Origin of the sequence: Vibrio sp. JPW-9-11-11 (assembly GCF_013369335.1) — a bacterium.
Lineage (GTDB): Bacteria > Pseudomonadota > Gammaproteobacteria > Enterobacterales > Vibrionaceae > Vibrio.
The window spans coordinates 530,414-550,840 of the sequence record NZ_SZQJ01000005.1 but is presented as its reverse complement, the minus strand read 5'-3'; the positions used below and the strand labels follow the sequence as shown (position 1 = coordinate 550,840).

The 20,427-nt window shown below is 49.4% G+C and carries 17 protein-coding genes; 7 read left to right on the top strand and 10 right to left on the bottom strand.

The genetic code is table 11. From position 1 onward, the window contains the following. Positions 1–11: 11 nt before the first annotated feature. From FCU94_RS08245 to FCU94_RS08235, 3 genes are all read left to right on the top strand, one after another. Positions 12–2,492: an EAL domain-containing protein gene (locus tag FCU94_RS08245; RefSeq protein WP_176288057.1), complete on the top strand. Its 2,481-nt coding sequence runs from the start codon at positions 12–14 to the stop codon at positions 2,490–2,492. 54 nt (positions 2,493–2,546) lie between these two features. Further along, positions 2,547–3,227: a hypothetical protein gene (locus FCU94_RS08240; protein WP_176288056.1), complete on the top strand. Its 681-nt coding sequence runs from the start codon at positions 2,547–2,549 to the stop codon at positions 3,225–3,227. 83 nt (positions 3,228–3,310) lie between these two features. Continuing rightward, positions 3,311–3,511, top strand: a complete 201-nt coding sequence (locus FCU94_RS08235) for a DUF4250 domain-containing protein (protein WP_176288055.1) — start codon at positions 3,311–3,313, stop codon at positions 3,509–3,511. Positions 3,512–3,560: 49 nt separating this feature from the next. Here the strand turns inward: FCU94_RS08235 and FCU94_RS08230 are convergent, their stop codons facing one another. Then, on the bottom strand, positions 3,561–4,481 hold the full coding sequence (locus tag FCU94_RS08230) for a LysR substrate-binding domain-containing protein (RefSeq protein ID WP_176288054.1): 921 nt from the start codon (positions 4,479–4,481) through the stop codon (positions 3,561–3,563). A gap of 265 nt (positions 4,482–4,746) precedes the next feature. Between FCU94_RS08230 and metE the strand changes: the two genes are divergently transcribed. Then, entirely contained in the window at positions 4,747–7,032 is a 2,286-nt protein-coding gene (metE, locus tag FCU94_RS08225) for a 5-methyltetrahydropteroyltriglutamate--homocysteine S-methyltransferase (protein WP_176288053.1), read from the top strand. Positions 7,033–7,110: 78 nt separating this feature from the next. Here the strand turns inward: metE and FCU94_RS08220 are convergent, their stop codons facing one another. Beyond that, complete coding sequence (locus FCU94_RS08220; protein WP_176288052.1) at positions 7,111–7,533, bottom strand: organic hydroperoxide resistance protein; 423 nt, start codon at positions 7,531–7,533, stop codon at positions 7,111–7,113. A 110-nt stretch (positions 7,534–7,643) separates the two neighbouring features. Here FCU94_RS08220 and FCU94_RS08215 point away from each other — a divergent pair, with 110 nt between their 5' ends. Beyond that, positions 7,644–8,111 (top strand): MarR family winged helix-turn-helix transcriptional regulator, encoded by a 468-nt coding sequence (locus FCU94_RS08215; protein ID WP_176288051.1) that lies wholly within the window; start codon positions 7,644–7,646, stop codon positions 8,109–8,111. Positions 8,112–8,123: 12 nt separating this feature from the next. On the opposite strand, the gene FCU94_RS08210 is transcribed toward FCU94_RS08215, so the two are convergent. Continuing rightward, complete coding sequence (locus FCU94_RS08210; RefSeq protein ID WP_176288050.1) at positions 8,124–8,546, bottom strand: BLUF domain-containing protein; 423 nt, start codon at positions 8,544–8,546, stop codon at positions 8,124–8,126. 89 nt (positions 8,547–8,635) lie between these two features. Between FCU94_RS08210 and FCU94_RS08205 the strand changes: the two genes are divergently transcribed. Further along, positions 8,636–9,187 carry a GNAT family N-acetyltransferase gene (locus FCU94_RS08205; protein WP_176288049.1) on the top strand — a complete coding sequence of 184 codons (552 nt, stop codon included), beginning with the start codon at positions 8,636–8,638 and terminating at the stop codon, positions 9,185–9,187. Here FCU94_RS08205 and FCU94_RS08200 read toward each other — a convergent pair. After that, a complete protein-coding gene (locus tag FCU94_RS08200) occupies positions 9,184–9,873 on the bottom strand; it encodes a DNA-3-methyladenine glycosylase I (protein WP_176288048.1) in 690 nt (229 codons plus the stop codon). The genes FCU94_RS08205 and FCU94_RS08200 overlap by 4 nt on opposite strands. 117 nt (positions 9,874–9,990) lie before the next feature. Between FCU94_RS08200 and FCU94_RS08195 the strand changes: the two genes are divergently transcribed. Next, on the top strand, positions 9,991–10,161 hold the full coding sequence (locus FCU94_RS08195; protein ID WP_176288047.1) for a hypothetical protein: 171 nt from the start codon (positions 9,991–9,993) through the stop codon (positions 10,159–10,161). Positions 10,162–10,207: 46 nt separating this feature from the next. Here the strand turns inward: FCU94_RS08195 and FCU94_RS08190 are convergent, their stop codons facing one another. The 6 genes from FCU94_RS08190 to FCU94_RS08165 all read right to left on the bottom strand — a co-directional run bounded on the left by FCU94_RS08190 (position 10,208) and on the right by FCU94_RS08165 (position 20,117). After that, positions 10,208–12,655, bottom strand: coding sequence for a molybdopterin guanine dinucleotide-containing S/N-oxide reductase (locus FCU94_RS08190; protein WP_176288046.1), 2,448 nt, complete (start codon positions 12,653–12,655; stop codon positions 10,208–10,210). Between the two features lie 19 nt (positions 12,656–12,674). Continuing rightward, positions 12,675–13,769: a NapC/NirT family cytochrome c gene (locus FCU94_RS08185; RefSeq protein ID WP_176288045.1), complete on the bottom strand. Its 1,095-nt coding sequence runs from the start codon at positions 13,767–13,769 to the stop codon at positions 12,675–12,677. Between the two features lie 319 nt (positions 13,770–14,088). Then, positions 14,089–14,601, bottom strand: a complete 513-nt coding sequence (locus FCU94_RS08180) for a lipocalin family protein (protein ID WP_176288044.1) — start codon at positions 14,599–14,601, stop codon at positions 14,089–14,091. A 40-nt stretch (positions 14,602–14,641) separates the two neighbouring features. Continuing rightward, complete coding sequence (locus FCU94_RS08175) at positions 14,642–17,449, bottom strand: Hsp70 family protein (RefSeq protein WP_176288043.1); 2,808 nt, start codon at positions 17,447–17,449, stop codon at positions 14,642–14,644. Positions 17,450–17,559: 110 nt separating this feature from the next. Next, positions 17,560–19,485 (bottom strand): Hsp70 family protein, encoded by a 1,926-nt coding sequence (locus FCU94_RS08170; protein ID WP_176288042.1) that lies wholly within the window; start codon positions 19,483–19,485, stop codon positions 17,560–17,562. Next, positions 19,485–20,117: a DUF2760 domain-containing protein gene (locus FCU94_RS08165; protein ID WP_176288041.1), complete on the bottom strand. Its 633-nt coding sequence runs from the start codon at positions 20,115–20,117 to the stop codon at positions 19,485–19,487. The genes FCU94_RS08170 and FCU94_RS08165 overlap by 1 nt, the downstream gene beginning before the upstream one ends. Between the last annotated feature and the right edge of the window lie 310 nt (positions 20,118–20,427).

Genomic DNA, 20,427 nt, shown 5'->3' with positions numbered 1-20,427 from the left:
AGGGATGAGATGTGTATCCACAATCGGGTTCTGAGGGAAACGGGCAGACCGAGCTTCATGACGAGATAAGTCAAACGCAAACAATAGAGTGGCAGTGGGATCTTGAATCCCATCGCTTGTCTATTGATGAGCCTTTATGTCGGCAAATTCTTAACTCTGAGTTGCCGACCCTAACGGGCAACGTTCTGTTACCCTGCATGGGCTACCACGACCAACAACGCCTGCTTGGTTTGTTGACCGAAGCGGGCCAAAATAGAAGTCAGCATAGGTACAGTTGTTGTTTGCAGCTGAGTGACGATCAGTGCTGTTACGTGGAGTTGATCTTCAAAGGCGTTGAGCGTACTCAAGTGGTTGGGTCACTCCGGGCTTTGTTGTTTTTGCATGCGACGACCTCGACCTTAAGCGCACTCTTTTCCCAGCTATTTAACAACTCACACCACGGCGTGGTGTTGGCCAACCATCAGCGCGAGATCATCGCCTGCAATGACGCGTTTCTCACTCATAGTCAGTACCAGAATGGGCAATTGGCCGGGCAATCAATGGATGTGCTTAACTCAAATAAGCACAGTGAGGACTTCTATCAATCGATTTGGCAACAGGTTGAACGTAATACTCATTGGTCTGGCGTAGTACTGATTCAAAATGCTCTGGGTAAAACTTATGCCCAAGACTTAACCTTGCAGAAGGTCACTCTGGTCGAGGGGACGTTTTATTGCGCCGTTTATTTAGATCTCTCTGACCATCTTTATCGTATCGCTGATGTTGAACTAGGAGGGGTGGACCTCCTTACTCAGCTGCCTACCGAAAAACAATTTAATCATGCAGTGACAAGTGACTGGATGGAACAAACAGAACCCGTTATTTGCATGGTGGTGGCGTTTAACCCTCACTTTGAACAGGTGGATGACTTCGAGGTTAAGTCGCTATTGTCAGAACAGCTTACACTCAACCCGGTTGCCAAGTATGTCGGTTATCTGGGCAACAATCATTTTGTCGCCTGTTTGGAGTGTCCGGTATTGGCTGGCCCCTCTAAAGTGCGCTTGATTCATCAAACGATTAGACGGTTTTTCTCCTCTTTGAATCAGGCTTGCGGCAGCGTGGTTCATCGCTCGATTATGCATGGACGAGTAGGGGTCTCTGTGCTTGGTCACGATACGCACAAACCTAATTTACTAGTCAACCATGCTGTACAAGCCATGTTGGAGCAGAGCGTCGAGCAGCGTGGGCAGATTAGTTTTTATCACGGAGCACTGCACAAAGAAGTGTTGCGCCGTAAAGAGATGGAAGAGTGGGCAGAGCAGCAGATCAAGTCTCAGACGGTCGAGGTGTATTATCAAGCCATCGTTGATGTCAGGAACTGGGATGTGGTGCGCTTTGAAGCGTTGAGCCGTTTTAAAGGCCCTGACGGACGTATTCTTAATACTCAAGAAATGGTGATGATCGCCGAGGATCTGGATCTCGTCTCTGATTTGGACTGGTGTGTCGGTAAGCAAGCACTTCAAGATTTAGTGGTGATCCAACAACGTTTTGGCTCCCAAATAGGGGTGACGATAAACCGCTCGCTCAATACCAAACTGGAGGTCGATGAGGTGTTGCAAAGCGCCCACTCTCTCATCCAAACCTATGCCCAGTCACCAAGCACGGTCACCATTGAGCTGACGGAAAGCGCCTATTTTGATAGTGAGTCGCGCCGTTCATCCTTGATTCGCAGCATCCGCCGTCAAGGCGTGAGCATTGCGATTGATGACTTTGGCACGGGTTATAGCTCGTTTGCCTACTTGAGTGACTGTAACTTTGATGTGCTCAAAATTGACCGCGAGTTCATCAAAGACCTGAAGCCCAATACTCGGCAATACTATATCGTTAAGATGATCACTCAACTTGCTCATACCTTAGACGTAAAAGTGGTGGCTGAAGGGGTGGAGACCCATCAAGAGTTAGAAGTCGTTTGCTCGGTTGGGATCGACTATATTCAAGGTTATTTCTTTTCTAAACCCTTACCTTTGCACAATCTCGACCAAGCGTGGGGATACTATGATCGTCTGGAACGTTTCTTGTCTGGATCGAACTATGCTCGAAGGGACAGCTTACTTTCGTTGTGTAAAGTACATACGCCGACGTTAGCACCGAACGATACGTTAATGCGTGCCTATGAGATGTTTCATTCTGAGCAGTATCAGTTGGAAGTGATCCCTATCGTGGATGGTAAAAAGTGTCTGGGTGTGGTCGGTCGTGAGCAACTCAATCATCATATTTCACCCACATTAGGAACAAAGCTAGAGTCTACCCGTGATCTGGTAATGGCTAAGAAAACACTCAACCAAGTGATGCGCACTCAACTGTTTACCGCTTCACTCAACACCAAATTGTCTCAGGTCAAAGAGTTGATTCAGTCGGGTATTAAGCCTCCTTGGCTAGTCGTTAACGAGGCGGATGAGTTCTTAGGCATTGTCACCAACCAAGATCTACTCAACTATTTCTCAGATGGCTAAACGTTAGGAATCTGCTATCATCCGCAGCCAAACTTCCATCAACTTAGTCGTGTTATGATTCAGCAACTACTCGCCGTTCTTCCACCGATGTTACTCGGTGCGCAGCTTATTCTTACTCTTATTTTGGTTAAAGGTGATATCTGCCCGGGTCAGCGTGGGCGTATTCATAAGATGTTGCCGACAGTGGCCATTCTGTGGTTAGCCGTGGCATCGCTGCGCATTGAGGCCATGATGGTGGTGTTTGCCATTGGCTATTTTTACTCTCAGGTTCAAACCAAGAAAACGCGCATACAAGGGCCGTTGTGGGTGATGTATCTAGCCAATGGTCTTGCGCTGTCGTACGTTGCTATCATGATGATGGAACAGGCTTCCATTGCGGCAGGGTTGAGTGTCTTGGTGGCGATATCGCTGCTCGGTGCTCTGTTTGCGCATCTGTTGTTGACCATCGCGCGAACACGCTTAGACGCCTTCCACCGTATTCTCCCTGTCGCTGGCGTGGTGTCGGCGATGTTGATGAGCGGCGCCATTTTATTGCAAGCGTATGGGCTTGATTCACACACGCTCAACGTGGTGACAGAGCCACTTATTATCGGCTTTGCGCTCATGATCGCCTCGGTCATCATCTGGAGTTGGCATCTTTTATCATCAAAGCCAGTTAACAAATTACAGCTCGGATTTGCCTTAGCATTGATGTTATTGGCGTTGTCATCGAATCAAGCTCTGTTCTTGTTGTAAGCCGAAACTTGGATCTGGCTCACTCGAAAATGATGGGATCCTAACTATGCTTTTCAAAGCAGGTGTGTAAAAAGGAGACGGAGATGGATCTGAGTAATGCAGGCAGTTTTGATAGCATCATTTTATTAGGAATCGTCAACGAAAAACTCCGTTTAGAGTGCGACAGCTTTGAGGAGCTTGTGAGCATGTATGAAATGGATGTCGAACAAGTGATCGGTAAGCTAGATACGCTCGGCTACAGCTACGATCCACTGACCAATCAATTCAAATCGTATCAACGTTGAATCAAGAAAGGAGGCGCAAGCCTCCTTTCTACTTTTCTGTTCGGTAGTGCTAGCCTAACTCGACCGTTTTGATTCCATCGAGATGGCTCTGCGATTGAGTTCTGGCGGTGTTGAAAAAGGCTTGAAGATAGCGCTTGTCTTTGTCTGAGTGGCGCGTCGCGGCAAACAGTCGTCGCCATAACCCCTTCCCCAATGGAATGCTCGTAATCAATCCTTGGCGAGAGAACTCGCTGATCGCCCAGTTGGGAAGTGCGGCGACGCCTAAACCGGCCGACACCATTTGAATCAACATCAAGGTATTATCCGCTTGCTTCCACTGTTTAGGTTCCACACCGGCGGGCTGCAAAAAATGTTTCACGATATCGAGTCGGTTCTTTTGCACCGGATAAGTGAGCATGACTTGGTCTGTCAGGTCGTTCGGCTGGATAAAGGTTTGAGTCGACAACCGGTGACCGACAGCCGTCACCAAGCGCATTTCAAAATCAAACAGAGGCTCATAGTGTACTTCTGAGCGCGGTTGGATATCAGATGTAATCACTAAGTCTAATTCTCCCCCGACAAGCGCAGGGATAGGCTCAAATCCGAACCCAGATGAAAAGTCGAGCGTGACGCTTGGCCAAGCCTGTTGATACTCCTTCAAGGCAGGCATTAACCATTGGAAACATGAATGACACTCGATCGCCATATGCAACCTGCCGTTCACATCCTCTTTTAGACTAGCGACCTGATTTTCTGCTATCGCAATACGGGGTAAAACCTCGTCTGCCAGTGTGAGCAAGATGTCGCCTTCAGCAGTGAACTTCACTGGACGCGTTTTGCGCAAAAACAGTTGGCCACCCATGCGGGTTTCAAGATCTTTTAGCTGGTGGCTGAGCGCAGATTGGGTGAGATGCAAACTGGTCGCGGTGGCGGTCAGCGAACCCGTATCGCGCAGTGTCACTAACGTTTTTAGGTGTTTGAGCTCTATCATGAATTCCCTTCAGATAATCTGTTTTTGCATGAATAAAACTAACCTACTCCTTTTGCAAAGAAGTGTAAACATCTAGACGTCTATTTGTTGTGAGGATTGCTGTGTCGGTTAGTGGTCGAACATGACAGATCTTAATAAACATGTTGAATATTTGGAGATTGTTCTCGCCAGCCGTTCAGGTGATAGTTTAGCCATCCAGACATCCCAAGGATGTAATGAACTGATACTGAACATTACGCACACGAGACTGCTAAGGACACTCAACATGACAACAACGACTCATATCCTCGGTTATCCGCGCATTGGCGATAAACGACAACTGAAATTTGCATTAGAAAAATATTGGCGTGGTGAAATTGATCAAGCGCAATTGAAGTCGGTGGGTGCGCAGTTGCGTCAAACCCATTGGCAAACTCAAGCGGAAGCGGGGCTAAGTTATGTGACCGCTGGAGATTTTGCTTGGTACGATCATGTATTGACCACCACCTTGCTATTGGGGCACGTACCTAAGCGTCATCGTGATGGGTTCCCCGATCTCGATACCCTGTTTAAGGTTGGCCGTGGTCAGTCGCAAGCCAGCTGTGGTTGCAGTGGCAATGCTGCATCGGATATGACGAAATGGTTCAATACTAACTATCACTATATTGTCCCTGAGTTTAGCCGAGACGACACTTTTGATGTTAGCTGGCCACAGCTGTTTGAAGAAGTAAATGAAGCGCAGCAAGCGGGGCATCAGGTCAAACCTGTGCTACTAGGGCCTGTGAGTTACCTTTACCTGGGGAAAGAGGTGGAGGAGGGCTTTGACCGACTCACGCTATTGCCGAGACTGCTCAGTGCCTACCAAGCTATTTTGGCTAAGTTTGCCAAACAAGGCGTACAGTGGGTACAAATTGATGAGCCTATTTTAGCCCTCGAACTCGATAAGCCTTGGCAAGACGCGTTTAAACTCGCGTATCAAGTGATTCGAGGTGAGGTCAAAGTGCTTCTAACGACTTATTTCGATTCCGTAGAAGAGACACTGGACAAAATTGTTGAGCTAGATGTCGATGGTTTGCATGTCGACCTATCAGCCGCGCCGAACCAACTCGATGCGGTTTTGGCTAAGTTGCCATCGCACTGGGTGTTATCGGCGGGGGCGATCAATGGTCGCAATGTGTGGCGAGCAAACTTAAGCGCGCTGCTCTCTCAGCTTCAACCGGTAAAAGAGGCGCTCGGAGAGAGGCTTTGGCTTGCCAGTTCGTGCTCCTTGCTTCACACCCCGGTTGACCTAGCTTTGGAGCCAAATCTGAGTGACGAAGTACAAAGCTGGTTTGCCTTTGCCAAGCAGAAAGTGAGTGAAGTGTCACTACTCGGCCGAGCGCTCGACGGTGACAAAGCGGCGATTCGCCAGTGCGACACTTACAGTGCGCCGATACAAGCGCGCAAAGCGGCAAAACATGTCAACAAGCCCAAGGTACAAGCACGCTTAAACTCAATCAGCAAGGCGTTGACCGAGCGAAGTGCCGCTTATCCAGAGCGTGCCGCGCATCAAAGCGAAGTGCTTGGTCTGCCGCTGTTTCCAACCACGACCATAGGTTCTTTTCCACAAACCGATGAGATCCGACTGCAGCGCAGTGCTTACCGTAGCGGCAAGCTCTCTTATGATGAATATCAACAGGCGCTAAAAGGCCATATTGCAGACGCGGTGAAGCGCCAAGAAGCTCTAGACCTTGACGTCTTGGTGCATGGTGAGGCGGAGCGCAATGATATGGTCGAATATTTTGCCGAGAACCTAACTGGCTTCCAAACAACCCAATTTGGTTGGGTACAGAGCTATGGGTCACGTTGTGTGAAACCTGCGATTGTGGTTGCCGACATCGAAAGAGAAAAACCAATCACGGTCGAGTGGTCGACTTACGCGCAATCTCTGACGTCCAAACAGATGAAAGGCATGTTGACAGGACCCGTCACCATTTTGTGTTGGACGTTCCCCCGCGAGGACATTAGCCGTAAAGCGATCGCTAACCAGCTTGCTTTGGCACTGCGCGATGAAGTGGCGGATTTGCAGCAAGCAGGGATCAATATTATTCAAATTGATGAGCCAGCTATTCGTGAAGGCTTACCGCTTAAGAAGCGTGACCACAAAGCGTATCTAGAGTGGGCTGTTGATGCGTTTAAGATCTCGGCCGCCAGTGCTAAGCCTGAAACCCAAATACATACCCATATGTGTTATTCCGAATTTAATGAGATCATCGATTCAGTGGCGGCGCTGGATGCGGATGTGATCACCATTGAGACTTCACGCTCTAACATGGAGCTGCTCAAGGCGTTTGAAGCGTTCAACTATCCCAATGAAATTGGTCCGGGGGTGTATGACATCCATTCGCCGAACATTCCGACCAAAGAGTGGATTGAAGGACTTCTTAATAAGGCCGCGGATAAAATACCGGCGCAGCGACTTTGGGTGAACCCCGATTGTGGATTGAAAACACGCAATTGGGCGGAAACCGAAGCATCGTTGACCAACATGGTGCTCGCCGCCAAAGCGTTACGTCGAGCCTACGCAGCCTAACTTAGCAAAACAACAATGCCGACCTTTTGGTCGGCATTGTTGTGAATGAGTGACGTTGAGGCAGTGGGCGAACGCGGGTTAGATTGGCTCACCATTGACCGTGACCTTAACGTCAATGTTACCGCGTACTGCATTTGAGTATGGGCACACTTGATGTGCGGTGCGCACCAACTCCAAAGCCTGAGTCTGATCAAGTTCAAGGTTGGCGGCTAGGCTTACCGTAAGAGCGAAACCGCCTTGCTGATTGGGGCCAATTCCCACTTCTGCGGTCACAGGAGCCTGTTGCAAGGCCACTTTTGCTTCTCGAGCGACGTGCAGAATTGCATTGGAAAAACAAGCAGAATAACCGGCAGCAAATAACTGTTCAGGGTTGGTTGCATTTCCAGCGCCACCCATCTGCTTTGGATAAGCAAGCGCGACATCCAGCAGTCCATCTTCTGTTTTTACTTGACCGTTGCGGCCTGCTAGTGCGGTTGCTTTAGTTGTGTAGAGTGTGGTCATCATTAGTTCCTATTTTAAGTTGTGCGCAATTTAATTGTTAGCAATATTAGATCGAATCTTAGTGATAATGCAAGTATATTGTGCACAATTTATTTTGAGAGGATGGCATCATGTCCGATTGCGATGGTCGAGAAATGTCGGCAGAGCAGCAGTCATTATTGCTCGAAAATCAGATCTGTTTTCCGCTGTATAGCGCGTCTAATGCGGTCATTCGCACTTATCGTCCACTGTTAGAAAAGTTGGACCTTACCTATTCACAGTACTTGGTGATGATGGTGTTGTGGGAGTGTGATGGGGTGAGTGTTAAAGCGCTAGGTCAACGCTTACACCTTGATTCTGGAACACTGACACCACTACTCAAGCGATTGGCCTTAAAAGGCTATGTAGAAAGAGGGCGCAGTGAGCAAGATGAAAGAGTTCGGGTTCTGAAATTGACCGCAGCAGGGGCCGATTTAAAACAGCGAGCACTGCAAATACCTCAGCAGATGCAGTGCCAGTTTCATCTCGAGTTAGATGAGCTGATCACTCTAAAGCACCTGTGTGAAAAAGTGTTGGCCTCGATAGAGGATGAGCACTGATCCTCAAGCCCTTTAACTGATCGATGGCAGAGAGTGTTTGAGTTCCAGTAACAGTTGATACGCACTCTCCCCCGACATTAGGTATGGGTTAAAGGCTTTTGAGCCAGAATAACGTAAGTAAAGTGGCGCAGTAAGCGAAGAGGAAGGGCTATATCCCATCGACCATTGACTGAAGTCGCGTGAGTTGATTTCGCGATAGTCGAGCATGACGATCTTGGTGTGACGTTTGTCGCTCAAAATTCGCTGGTAGATTAAGTTGACGTTCGTTCGAGAGCCTTCCAAGCACTGCAAAAAAAAGTTGCGGTCAAAGCAGAGCATGCCAGTGACATCCAGCGCTTGATTATGTTCACGAGCCGAGCCGATGATCTCTTCTACCGTCGAGAGATCAAACCCTTGCTCTATGGTGCTGGCATACACTAATCGAGTGAGAAACATTGCAGACTCCTGTCAGGGGATGGCGAAGTGAACTTAATATAAAACCTAGTGCATAATTCTAATTTGGCAATGGTAGGAGACGATTTATCATGATAGAGACACCGCGTTTGCGCTTGCGTCAATGGCGTGAGTCTGACCTAGAGGCTTACGGGCGAATTAATGCTGATGAGAGAGTGATGCGTTTCTTTCCCGCTTGTTTGTCTCAACAAGAGAGTCGCGACCAGGCGAACAGGATAGCCGAGCACATTGAGCAATTTGGTTGGGGGTTTTGGGCGCTAGAACTAAAGCAAAGTGGTGAGTTTATTGGTTTTGTCGGCTTGTGGCCACAAGCGCAAGAGAGTGGATTGCCTAAAGCACCCATGGTGGAAATCGGCTGGCGTATTGACGCCCAATATTGGGGGCAAGGTTATGCCCCTGAAGCGGCGCAAGCGGCACTCAACTACGGCTTCCTCACTCTTGACTTGGAACAAATCTACTCGTTCACGGCGTTGAGTAACTTACCCTCTCAGCGGGTGATGAACAAAATTGGTATGCAAAACACTGGCGAGGTGTTTGATCACCCCAAGTTACCTTCGGGGCATGCGTTACAGCGTCATTGTCTGTACTGTATCACTCGTGAGCAGTGGCAATCCAAGCATTAAATGACACGATTGTCGCCGGTGCTGTAAGCGATCACTTGGCTAATGTGAGTGAAGCAGCGGCCACTTTGCTGTTGCCATTCTAGAAAGGCTTGATTCGCTGCGCTCAGTGAACGCTTGGTATCGCGTCCACCTTCGATGATTTTACTATGACGCAAGTAGCTCTCGACGTCGCCTGAGAGAATAAAGGTATCGACGCCCATCTGGCGTAAGCTATAAGGTCCAGTGTTGCCTCCCAAACGTTGACCGTGTTTTTTCAGATACAGCCATAACTCAGTGATCTCTTCTTGTGGCCACTGGCTGACCATGTTGGCAAAGGAGCCGTAGTGCAATCGAGCTTCATGAATCATTTGCGCATTGGCTTGTATCGACTTCACTTTACTGTGATGGCGAATAATGCGTTTATCGGCGGCTTTGTTGTCCCATTGCTCATCAGATAACATCAGTAAAGGCTCGATGCTAAAGCCAAAAAAGACCTCTTCAAATTGAGGCCACTTGTTTCGCACCACTTGCCATGAAATGCCACTTTGAAACACTTTCATACTGAACGCGGCTAGCCAGCGGTCATCGTTGATTTGTGCCAACTGCTCACGAGTCAGTGGTGTGGAAAGTAGTGATTCAAGCTGCGCTGTGCCACCTTTACGTTCTGACGCGCGTTGATAAATTGTGTCAAATTTTTCTAGTGTCAACGTGATGTTCTCCCTTATTTTCAGCAAGCTAACGTTATGCATACCGACTCTAACCGACCGATGACACATGGTAACGATTAGCACGGGTAAAGTCTGCGAAAAATAAGGAGGAAAGTGATGGTACGTATTGGATGTTTACTCGTTCTGAGTGGCGTGTTGGTCGGTTGCCAGATTACCCGAGTTGAGGGGGAGTACCGCGATGTCGAAGTGAAGTACGGTAGTGAAGCAGAGGTGCAACAAAACAGGGTATTTTGTCCGCCAGGGCAAGCTAAAAAAGGTCGCTGTTAAGCAATAGCCAGAGCTTATGCTCTGGCTATTGAGGTTTTACAAATGATTAGCCATTCTGTGGTGGAACAAAGGCAGTGAGTTCTAATGCCGGTCCAGTGTACTTCTCTATGCGCACTAATGACGAGTTAGCCGCACAGCCGTTGGCAAGACGCGAGGTCGGAATGTCGAGCGTGAGGACATTGGCCCCGCCGTTTTTGCATAGCCCCGTTTTCGCATCCAGATCTGGCCAACCGCCTTCGTGAATACACACAGAACCTGGCTTAATCCCATCGGTGACCAAAGCACCAACCAACACTTGACCTCGGTCATTGTATGCGCGCACCAAGTCGCCGTTTTTGATGCCTCGAGCGGCCGCATCTTGCGTGTTGATGGTGATCGGTTCACGGTTAGCAATCGCATACTGATCTCTCAGTGTGGCGTAATTGAACTGGCTATGTAAGCGGTGCGCAGCGTGTGCCGTCATCAATTGAAGTTCGCCTTCTTTTGCAGACCCAGTGTATTCGGTTGGGGCCATCCAAGTTGGGTGGGGAGGGCAGTCTTCGAGTTTATAACTCTCGATGGTGCGCGAGTAAATTTCAATTTTGCCACTTGGCGTTCCAAGCGGGTTCATCACCGGATCTTTCCTAAAGTCGGCATGACGAACAAACTGTGCGGCCTTTTTGTTGAACTTCATTTCGATCAATTGGTTCTCTTCCCAGAATTGGCCAAATCGTGGCATACGAATTCTCGCCGCACGTGCGCCTTTTTGCGCGGCTTCATAGAACTCTTTGAGCCAATCCATTTCCTGTTTGCCTTCGGTGAAGACTTCGCGGCCTCCAGGCTTGATCATTTCCGCCATATCAGCAAACACGTCAAAGTCATTGCGTGCTTCGCCTTGAGGTTCCACGACCTGCTTCATTGGCACAAGGTGCTGGTTACTGTAATCCCCCGTCATGGTTAAGTCGTTTCGCTCGAACGATGTGGTGATCGGCAAGACAACATCAGCATGTTTGGCGGCTGCGGTCCAGTAGATCTCTGAGATAACGACAAGCTCAGGTTTTTGCCACGCGTTAATTAAGCGGTTGGTGTCTTGATGATGAGTAAAATTGCCGCCGCCTGCCCACCAGATCATTTTGATATTTGGGAAGGTCAGCTGTTTACCGTTGTGAGAATAGGATTTGCCAGGGTTTTCCAACGCCTCGACGATACGTGCGACTGGGAAACTGTTGACTGCGCCAGACACCGCCCAGTCGTTCCCCGCTGAAGAGCCGCCACCAATCGACGCTGAAATCGCCGGTAAGACGCCTGCGTCTCGGGTAGGGTTGCCGCCATTTGAGTAGTGATAAGAGAAACCAAAACCACCGCCGGGCAAACCGATTTGGCCTAGCATGGCAGCAAGCGTGACCAACATCCAGTGGCGCTGTTCACCGTACTGTTGACGCTGCAGTCCCCAGCCCGCCATCAGCATAGTGCGATTTTGGCTGAAGATGTCCGCGAGCATAGTTATTTGTTTGGCTGGCACTCCGGTAATAGCCTCTGCCCATTGTGGGGTTTTCTCGACCCCATCGCTTTTGCCGAGTAAATAAGTCTCGAACTCCGCATAACCTGTGGTGTATTTATCTAAGAAAGCTTTATCGTGTTTACCGCTGTTCACTAGTGAGTGGGCAATACCTAACATAAGTGCAACATCCGTCATGGGATGAGGCGCAATCCATTGGATCTTATCCTCGAAGAAATCGATGGTTTCCGAACGCATGGGATCGATGGCAATGACGGTTTTGCCTGATTTTTTCAATTGATGGAAAAACTCTAAACCAGAGCAGTCGGTAGAGCTCCACGCAATCTTCAAGGTGTTGAGAGGGTTCATTCCCCATAAGACGACAACTTCGGAATTTTCTAGCACGACTGGATGCGTTGTTTGCTGCTCGTACACTTCAATGGAACCCATCACGTGCGGCAAAATGACCTGAGCGGCACCTGTAGAATAGTCACCGAGGTGGCCCGAATATCCGCCTGCCATACTCATGTAACGCTGCAAGAGTGTTTGCGCTTTATGGAGGACACCACTGGAACGCCAGCCGTAGGAACCAGCAAACACCGATTCTGCGCCAAACTCAGAGCGAATCCGCATATGCTGCTCGTGGATCAGTTTGTATGCATCGTCCCATGAAACTCTCACATATTCGTCTTGACCACGTACTCCGGTGGGTTGACTTGGGTTAGACAAGAACCCTTTACGCACCATAGGGTACTTAATACGGGCTTTGGTATAAACTTGATCTGGGCCAGTTGATTGAAGGCTGTTGTCTACCGTTTGCGCTAACGCGTTGGTGCTCGCTACGAGTTTGCCGTCTTTTACTTCACAAAGAAGTGGCCCCATTCGACTCGCGGTGAGTACACCAGAACCACGTTTATTTGATGCAGCAGCACTTAACGGGGTGAGGGAAGTGATCGCAGCCGCACCGGCCGCCATACCCGTGCCTTTGAGAAACCCTCGACGTGTAATCTCAGTCATAATCGTATCCTTTTGTCTCTTAGTGTCCTACCACATCTTTGGCATGGTATTGGAAGAATTTAGTCAGTACTTCAAGGTCATAGTCTGAAATGTCAGTGCGCTCACCCATTCCTTTTGCAACCGGACCCCAAGCGTTAACGGTAAAGTGACCGGCAGGTATTTTGGCGTGGCACGTTGAGCAGTAAACGGTATCGAGTTGCTCGGCATACGCCCATAGTGGTTGAGCTTGGTCGAGGACAGGCGTTGTGATTTGGCCAGTTAATGAAGCTGTACGCCACTCATTACCATATTCGTCCATGTGGTACTCGCCGACCTCTAACTGGCTTTGACCTTGTTCGGTTAGAGTCGCGATGATGGCGCGTTGGCCTTCACCGAAGTAGAGTACCTGCTCTGCCCCTTTCATCTGATAACCAGCTAACCGCACCATGCGCGAGTCGGACGTTGTTTCGATAACACTGAGCTCAGTGGTGGGGTTAATGATGGCTAGGTCTTCAAGTTTGGTATAGTCAACCGAATAAACACGTGTGGCGTCCTTCGCGGTTTGTTCGGTAAATGCCATGAGATTATCAAACGCTTCACTGTCCATTTCTGGCTCTGGAGCAAAGTGGGCCACCCCTTTGTGACAGTCGATACAGGTTTGATTGTTGTCTTGACCGTATTGGTGCATTTTTACCGACTCTTCGGATTGCTCATAGGTATCCATCGCCTCGAAAGTGTGGCACGTGCGACATGTTGCCGAGTCATTGGCTCTTAGCTGAGCCCAAACCGTTTCAGCCATTGCCATTCGGTGCTGCTCATATTTCTCTTCAGTATCGATTTTTCCGGTAATAAACTCGTGATAGATGTCTTTGCTGGCGCGAATTTTGGTGACCACATAGTCGATAGGGTCGGTGGGAATATGGCAGTCAGAACACTCAGCACGTATGCCTTTGGCGTTACTAAAATGTAGTGAGCCTTGATACTCTTCGTAGGGGATTTGCATCGTATGGCAAGAGAGGCAAAACTCGGTGCTGGAGGTGTAGTGCATGACAGCTGCAGTACCTCCTAGGGTTAGCCATCCAATCGCGATTCCGATCACCGCGATAAGCGCGATAGTCCGTTTTTTTATCGACATAATTTGCATCAGCCCCAAGTTGTTTTAACTACTGTGTCGCAATTTACTCCTTTAGTGGTAGTTAATAGTTGATCTTTCACATAACCATGAAAAAAGTAAGGCAAAAAGGCTTGATACTGAGATATTGGTCGTTTTTTGTGCGACTTGGGTCGTTCGTTACAAAAATTGCTGATTTATTTGTGATGGGTTTCGACTTTTTGGGCCGGGAAGGATGTTTGACGGTGCAGCAGTTAAGTTGTTGATATCTTGGTTTATGGTTTTATCTGTCTCGGGTGCAGTTTTGTGTCGGCCTGCACCGGAGACAGGCACCGCGTATCGGTTAGTGATCGACCATAATCAGGTTATCGGTGTCGAATCCACGTTGTTTAGCCGCAGCGATAAATGCGTCTAGTAACAGAGGGTCGACTTCTGGGGAGCGCGACAATAACCAAAGGTAGTCTGTGTTGGGACCAGAAACGAAGGCGTATTGATAGTTGGTTTGATCGAGTTCAAACACCACATAAGAGCCATAAAATGGTCCGAAAAATGATACTTTTAGGTAGCCCTGATCGGCGTCATCGACAAAAAAGGCCTTGCCTTCGGCTTCTTCCCAGACACCCTCTGACTCAGAATATCCGCGATTAAGCACATTGACGCCACCATCTTCACGTAATGAATAGGTGGCGGTAACTTTAGATAAGCCGCGCTCGAACGAGTGGTCTAAACGGGCAACTTCGTACCAAGTACCCAAGTAGCGCTCAAGCTCAAAGTTATTAACCGGTGTCACACCGCTTGGCATTCCCATACAACCAGAGAGAACCACCAAGGTTAAGATCAGAATCAGTTTTTTCATCGTTATCCTCTGTTTACGCTTGATTGTAGCTCATAGGTTGTTAGCTACGTACTAACACTAGCCCATGGGGTAAGGCATCGCCAAATACGCGCTTTGACTCGTTGGCTGATAATTCGGTGACTTGTTCGACCAGTCCCAACCATGAATCAGGCACTTTGCTTTGTTTGAGTTTATTCACCACTCGATGGCGATAGTCGTCCTCAATATCAAATAGACGATCACCCGTTCGTCGACACATCATGACAGCAGCAAACGCTACCATCGGCTGTTTTTGCCAGTCTTGATCAAGTAGCTTAGGCAGCCATTGCTGCACTTGTTCGCGAGCAATCACATTGTGTTGGCTGCCATACAGCGGTGTGCGAGAGGCGAGTCGCCCAAGCGCCCACCAATGTGCTTGCTCAAATTGATGGTCATTGAGCGCCTTACTCAAGCACCATGAGGCGAGCAAGACTTTATCCTCAACCACCAAGTGCTCAAGTGACGCTGCGAGACGCACCATAGACTCATAACCCATTTCGTGTGCAGTTTTGGCTGACTGGGGGTTTTTCATTGCGCCAGGGTGAAGGTATTTGGCGATCTCGGCCAAAATGGTCTCTTGCTGTTCTTGATTTAGCCCGCCCGCAATCCGGCGCCAAAACACCCACCAATCGGTCCAACCTTGATGGTTTTTAAATTGAATCCCTTGTTGATATAAGCCCCAGATTTGTTCGATGCGCCAAGAATCGGTCGCATCACCAAATCCAGGCCGCAAGCAGAAACCTGCGAGTCGTAGCCAGTTTTTCTCATGAGGCTCTGAGCGCCGACGACGTTTTCGCCCCAAAGCGAAGGCATCAAACAACTGACGCAAGGTGGTGAAGTCCCATTCATCGCGCTTACCGAGTTTGCGTTCAAGCTCTTTAGCCAAGGTTTTGATTTCATTCCCTTCGGCGCTTTTCTTATTTGCGCTGTAAATGCGAGCGATCAGGGCTTTGCAATCTTCAAGGCGCGGGTGTAAGTCTTGTTCTTGGTCTCTATCACCTTTTTGATTACGCACTTCAAATTCGAGCGCCCAACGTTTGCTATCGTCATCAATATGGACGCACTCGATCTTCAATGTGCCCACTTCGGTCAATTGGCAGGCGAGCTGAACTTCAACCCGTTCCTTTTGATTGGCGTGCAAAGTGCCACCTTGGCTTTCTAATGTCGAGATGTAAGGCGGGAGAGGGGTAAAGTGGTCTGGGTCAATATCCAGCATGACACCATTTTGAATCGCAACCTGATTGTTTAGGGAATCTTGTGTGGAGGTAAGAAGGTTGAAGCGAACCGGCTCGCCAAGGGTAAGCGCGAAGCGGCGGCCACTCAAACGAATTTCCTGCCCCTCTTCCGTCCCTTTGGCGAGTAAACACAACGCTTTACCCATTTTGTTTTTTTCTTGCAAATGCAGAAAATAAGAACGCGCTGCACCACCGCCAATCTTGAGTTGTGCGCCGCGTCGCGCTTTACCAAACGCGACAGCCCCTAATGCAACCGACCAATCCGGGTGGGGGTTATCCAATACGGTGATGGGTTGGCCGCACCAGTTGCCGAGTAGGCGGGTGACACGTTGGGTGATCATTTCACTGTTAAATACCCCGCCATTAAGCAGTATGGCTACGGGGACGGCGGGTTGGTCTGACTCTTGTTGACCAAGTGCCGCACAACATACGCCTTGATGCTGGTTTAAAAACTCGGCAATGTGCTTGCTGACGGCAGGGTCAGACACATAGGGCAGGCCGAACTCCACTACCGCGCTGCGACGTTTATCAGGCTGCTGTGAAAAATCCGACAACGGGAAGAAGCCATCTAACGCAATTTGATGCACTTCTGCTTTCGTTAGGCCGATGCTTTTTGTTCCACCTAGCAGCTTTGACCCACTGCCAAGCATAGTGATTTTGACTTCCTCTGGCGCGTCGCTTGAGAGTAAGTCTTCTTTGGCTTTGCGGGTTTGTTGAATCAGTTTGGTCAAACTCGCGGCATTGAGTTTTTTACTTTGACTTAACCTCTGCTCGGCGAGGTGTGCGAGTGCTAAGTCTAAGTTGTCACCGCCAAGCATCAAGTGTTCACCGACACCGATGCGGTCGAGGGTTAACTCATTGTTCACCTGCTTGGCTTCAATTAGGCTTAAATCGGTGGTTCCGCCGCCAACATCACAGACGAGGATCAGCGGCAGTTCTTGCAACTGCTGCTCAGCCGTTTGTTGATGGCGTGCATACCAGTCGTAGCAGACGGCTTGAGGCTCTTCGAGCAAAATAATGCGGCCGAGTCCCGCCAATTGGGCAGCTTCCAAGGTGAGCTTACGCGCGGTTTCGTCAAACGAGGCCGGAACGGTGACCACCACATCTTGATCTTCAAGTTTGTTACTGGGGTTTCGATAGTTCCAAGCTTGACGGATATGATTAAGATAGCTGGCACTCGCGATTACCGGAGAAACTTTGTCGACATCGTCGGTGGCTGCCCACGGAAGAATATCGGAACGGCGGTCGACGCCTTGATGAGAAAGCCAACTCTTAGCGCTTGATACTTGACGTCCTTCCACTTTGGCTCCGAGCTCACGTGCCCACTCTCCAATGATGACGTTGCTAATATCTCCGTCCACTGGTTGATGTTCCCAAGGGAGCGTTAGGTCTTGCGCCGAGACTTGTTGCTTGGCTGGGTGATAACGAAAAGAGGGCAGTAACGGCTTACGTACTACCTCACCGGGGCCGATCAGTTGATCAATTGAAAACAAACGAACTTCGGATTGTTGAAGTTGCTCGGTAATTTCACAGTAAGCGACCACAGTGTTGGTGGTGCCTAAATCGATGCCGACTAAAAAGCGCGCTGATGCCATGTAATCAAACCTTTGTTCAAACTATCTCGTACCAACACAAGCCAGACAATATCGCTTAGGCGAAAGGTACTAAGAAAAACGGCACCTAGGGTGCCGTTATCGGATTATGCTTATTGATTTGAGTTCGCTTGCGCGTCTTCACGCACGTCAAACTCAACATGCCATTTCTGACCATTGTCGCTGGCAATTGCCTCCAGATACAGGGTGCCCAGTTCAGTTACCCGAGAAGCTAATGTCACGGGAACTACTTCACCTTGGCGACGTCCTTCTGAAACAGGCAACGTGACTTGAATCTCTGGCAGTTCTTCAAGCTCCTCGTCACCCCAATGGTCAAGGTGGGTGCCAGCATCATCATCGCGGCGAACGGTTGAACCAAAGAATTGGAAGTTGACCGGCTGACCAATAACCAAGCCAAATTCTTGACTTGGAACGTCGACACTTGAGCCCTCTTCCATACCAAATGGCGCGACACATAAGGCTTCCATTGGAGGGGCCATTCCTGGAATGGCAGGCATCGCGCTTTCGATTCCGACGTAATAACTCGAGGCGATACCACCGCGAATACGCACGCCTTGACCGCGACGAACCGCGCCGTAGTAACTCGCACCACTTGCCACAGCAAGATCTAAATCGACCCCAGAGAGGCGCTTTGCATTGGGCGCGCTTGCTTGTGCAAGCCATTGGTTGATGCTTTGTTCCAAACGCTGAGCAAGCAGACTCGATTTCAACACACCGCCATTGAATAAGATGGCGGTTGGTTTAATAAACGCCGTTGCGGCTTGCTCGCCGCCCATACCGGGCATGTTAGCGAACGGGTTGAATGTAGGTTCGCTCTGCGATTCTCCACCTTGGGCATTGGCTTGCTTGGTCAAGAAAGCGGCAATGTGGCGAGTGATCCCGGCGTCTTGCGCATACGGCAGACCCATTTGGGTTAATGCTGCACGATTGCGTTGGACAGGATGTTCGTCGATTGCCACCTGAGGGAAAAAGCCTTCAACCAAGGTTTGTTGAACTTCATCTTGAGTCAGCTCTGTCTTGAGTGTTGCTCCGAGCAGTTTTGAGCCACGACTTGGTACCACGATAGGCACCGCCTGCAGCTCGCTGTCGTTAAGTAATGCTTCTTTGGCGTCACGGCATGCGTGAGTCATGGCTTGAATTTGCCATGGCTGAAGCTCTTTGCCCTCTTGAGCGAGTTTCATTTTTAAACGATACGCCAGCGCCAGATCCATGTTGTCGCCGCCTAGCAGGATATGTTCGCCGACCGCGATACGGTTGAGGCTAAGATTACCCTCTTGCTCTGTCACTTCGACCAATGATAAGTCTGTGGTTCCACCGCCGATATCGACAACCAACACAATGTCGCCGACAGCCACCTGATCGCGCCAGGTATCGTTGCTGTTATCAATCCAGTGATAGAGCGCCGCTTGTGGTTCTTCAAGTAGAGTCAGGTGAGCCAAACCCACGTTACGTGCCGCTTCTGCCGTTAAATCACGCGCCGCTGGGTCGAATGATGCAGGTACGGTAATGGTGACATCTTGCTCCGCGAGCGGGTGTTGCGGGTGGGTATGATCCCATGCCTGCTTGAGGTGCTCGAGGTAGAGTTCAGTTGCGCGCAGTGGCGAGACTTTCTCGACTTCTACTGGGCTTCCGGCCGGAAGAAATGCTTCACGGCGATTTACACCGCCATGACAAAGCCACGACTTTGCACTCGCCACTAAACGAATAGGGGTTTTCGCCCCTAAGTTACGCGCGATGGCGCCGACGAGGGCGTTGGGTTCTGTTGACCATGGCAACACCCGTGATGCGGGGTTCATTTCATGCTCGTGAGGCTGATATAGAAATGAACCCAGTTGAGAGCGGGTTTCGACGGTGCCGGGCGCGGTCAATTGTGCAATCGGCATTACGGCAACTCGCGAGTCTTCGTCGTGTGTATCCACATAAGAAAGTACGCAGTGGGTCGTGCCCAAGTCGATGCCGACGCTGAACTTTGTGCTTTGGATCTCACCTGCGTGTTGCTGGTTGTTTTGGTGTTCCATTACAACTCTACCTCGGCTGGCGCAATGACAGATGCGTCGTAGTTCTCAGCCAATTTCGGTAAGTTGATGGCACTTGCTTTCCACCCTTTGTGGACCAGTGTGCCGTGGAATGGGGCGTCGCCAGTGACATTCCCCGTTAGGCGGACCTGTTGCGGGTTAAAGCCTTCTTCTACAGTAATGCGAGTTTCTTCATCCTCGCTACGAATCGCTTCAAGCGTCACATAGTCGCTAAGTACCTTCTGACCACCGCTATGGATCACGCGCGCAGCGGCGCCGACTTCTTCATCAGAGAATGTCGTCAGGTCTTCTTTTAGAAAATCAATTAAACGCGCCTCTTGCTGCATGATTGAAAGCAGCTGCGCGGCAGAATCGGTCGAAGCAGTCGCGAGTTTCGACTCCACTTCGACGACTTTTTCGATCACTTTTTCGACTTCAACCACTTTTTCAACTTCGACAATTTTCTCGACAGGTTTCTCGATCTCTACGATTTTTTCCACTGGCTTTTCGACCACTTTTTCAATCACTTTAGACTTGCGTGACACCGCGATGAGCATCAGTAGCACACTCGATGCCGTTAGGCCTGCGTGAAGCATATCGAACGTTTGAGGGATCATTTGTAAATCGAACGTCATGACATTTCTCTTTTAGTTTTTGATTTCAGAGATGGGCAAATCTCTGTGAAGGCTCTGGGTTGGAATAGGAGCCTGGTTATTCTGTTAGATTGGGCCGAATATTAGCATAATCAAGCCAGTGTTCAGCTACTAAAACAGGTCTAATCAGGGCGCTAGGCGCCCAACTGGTCTGTTTTTAACCGAAATGTCGCTGAGTTTTACCCGTCAATAGGTACTATGTTTGCCTGGCGGTATAGCGACGTATAGTACCAGATAATTTGCTTTCAATTGGCTGCCATCAATCTATCGGTAACTTGAATTCGAGTTTTGT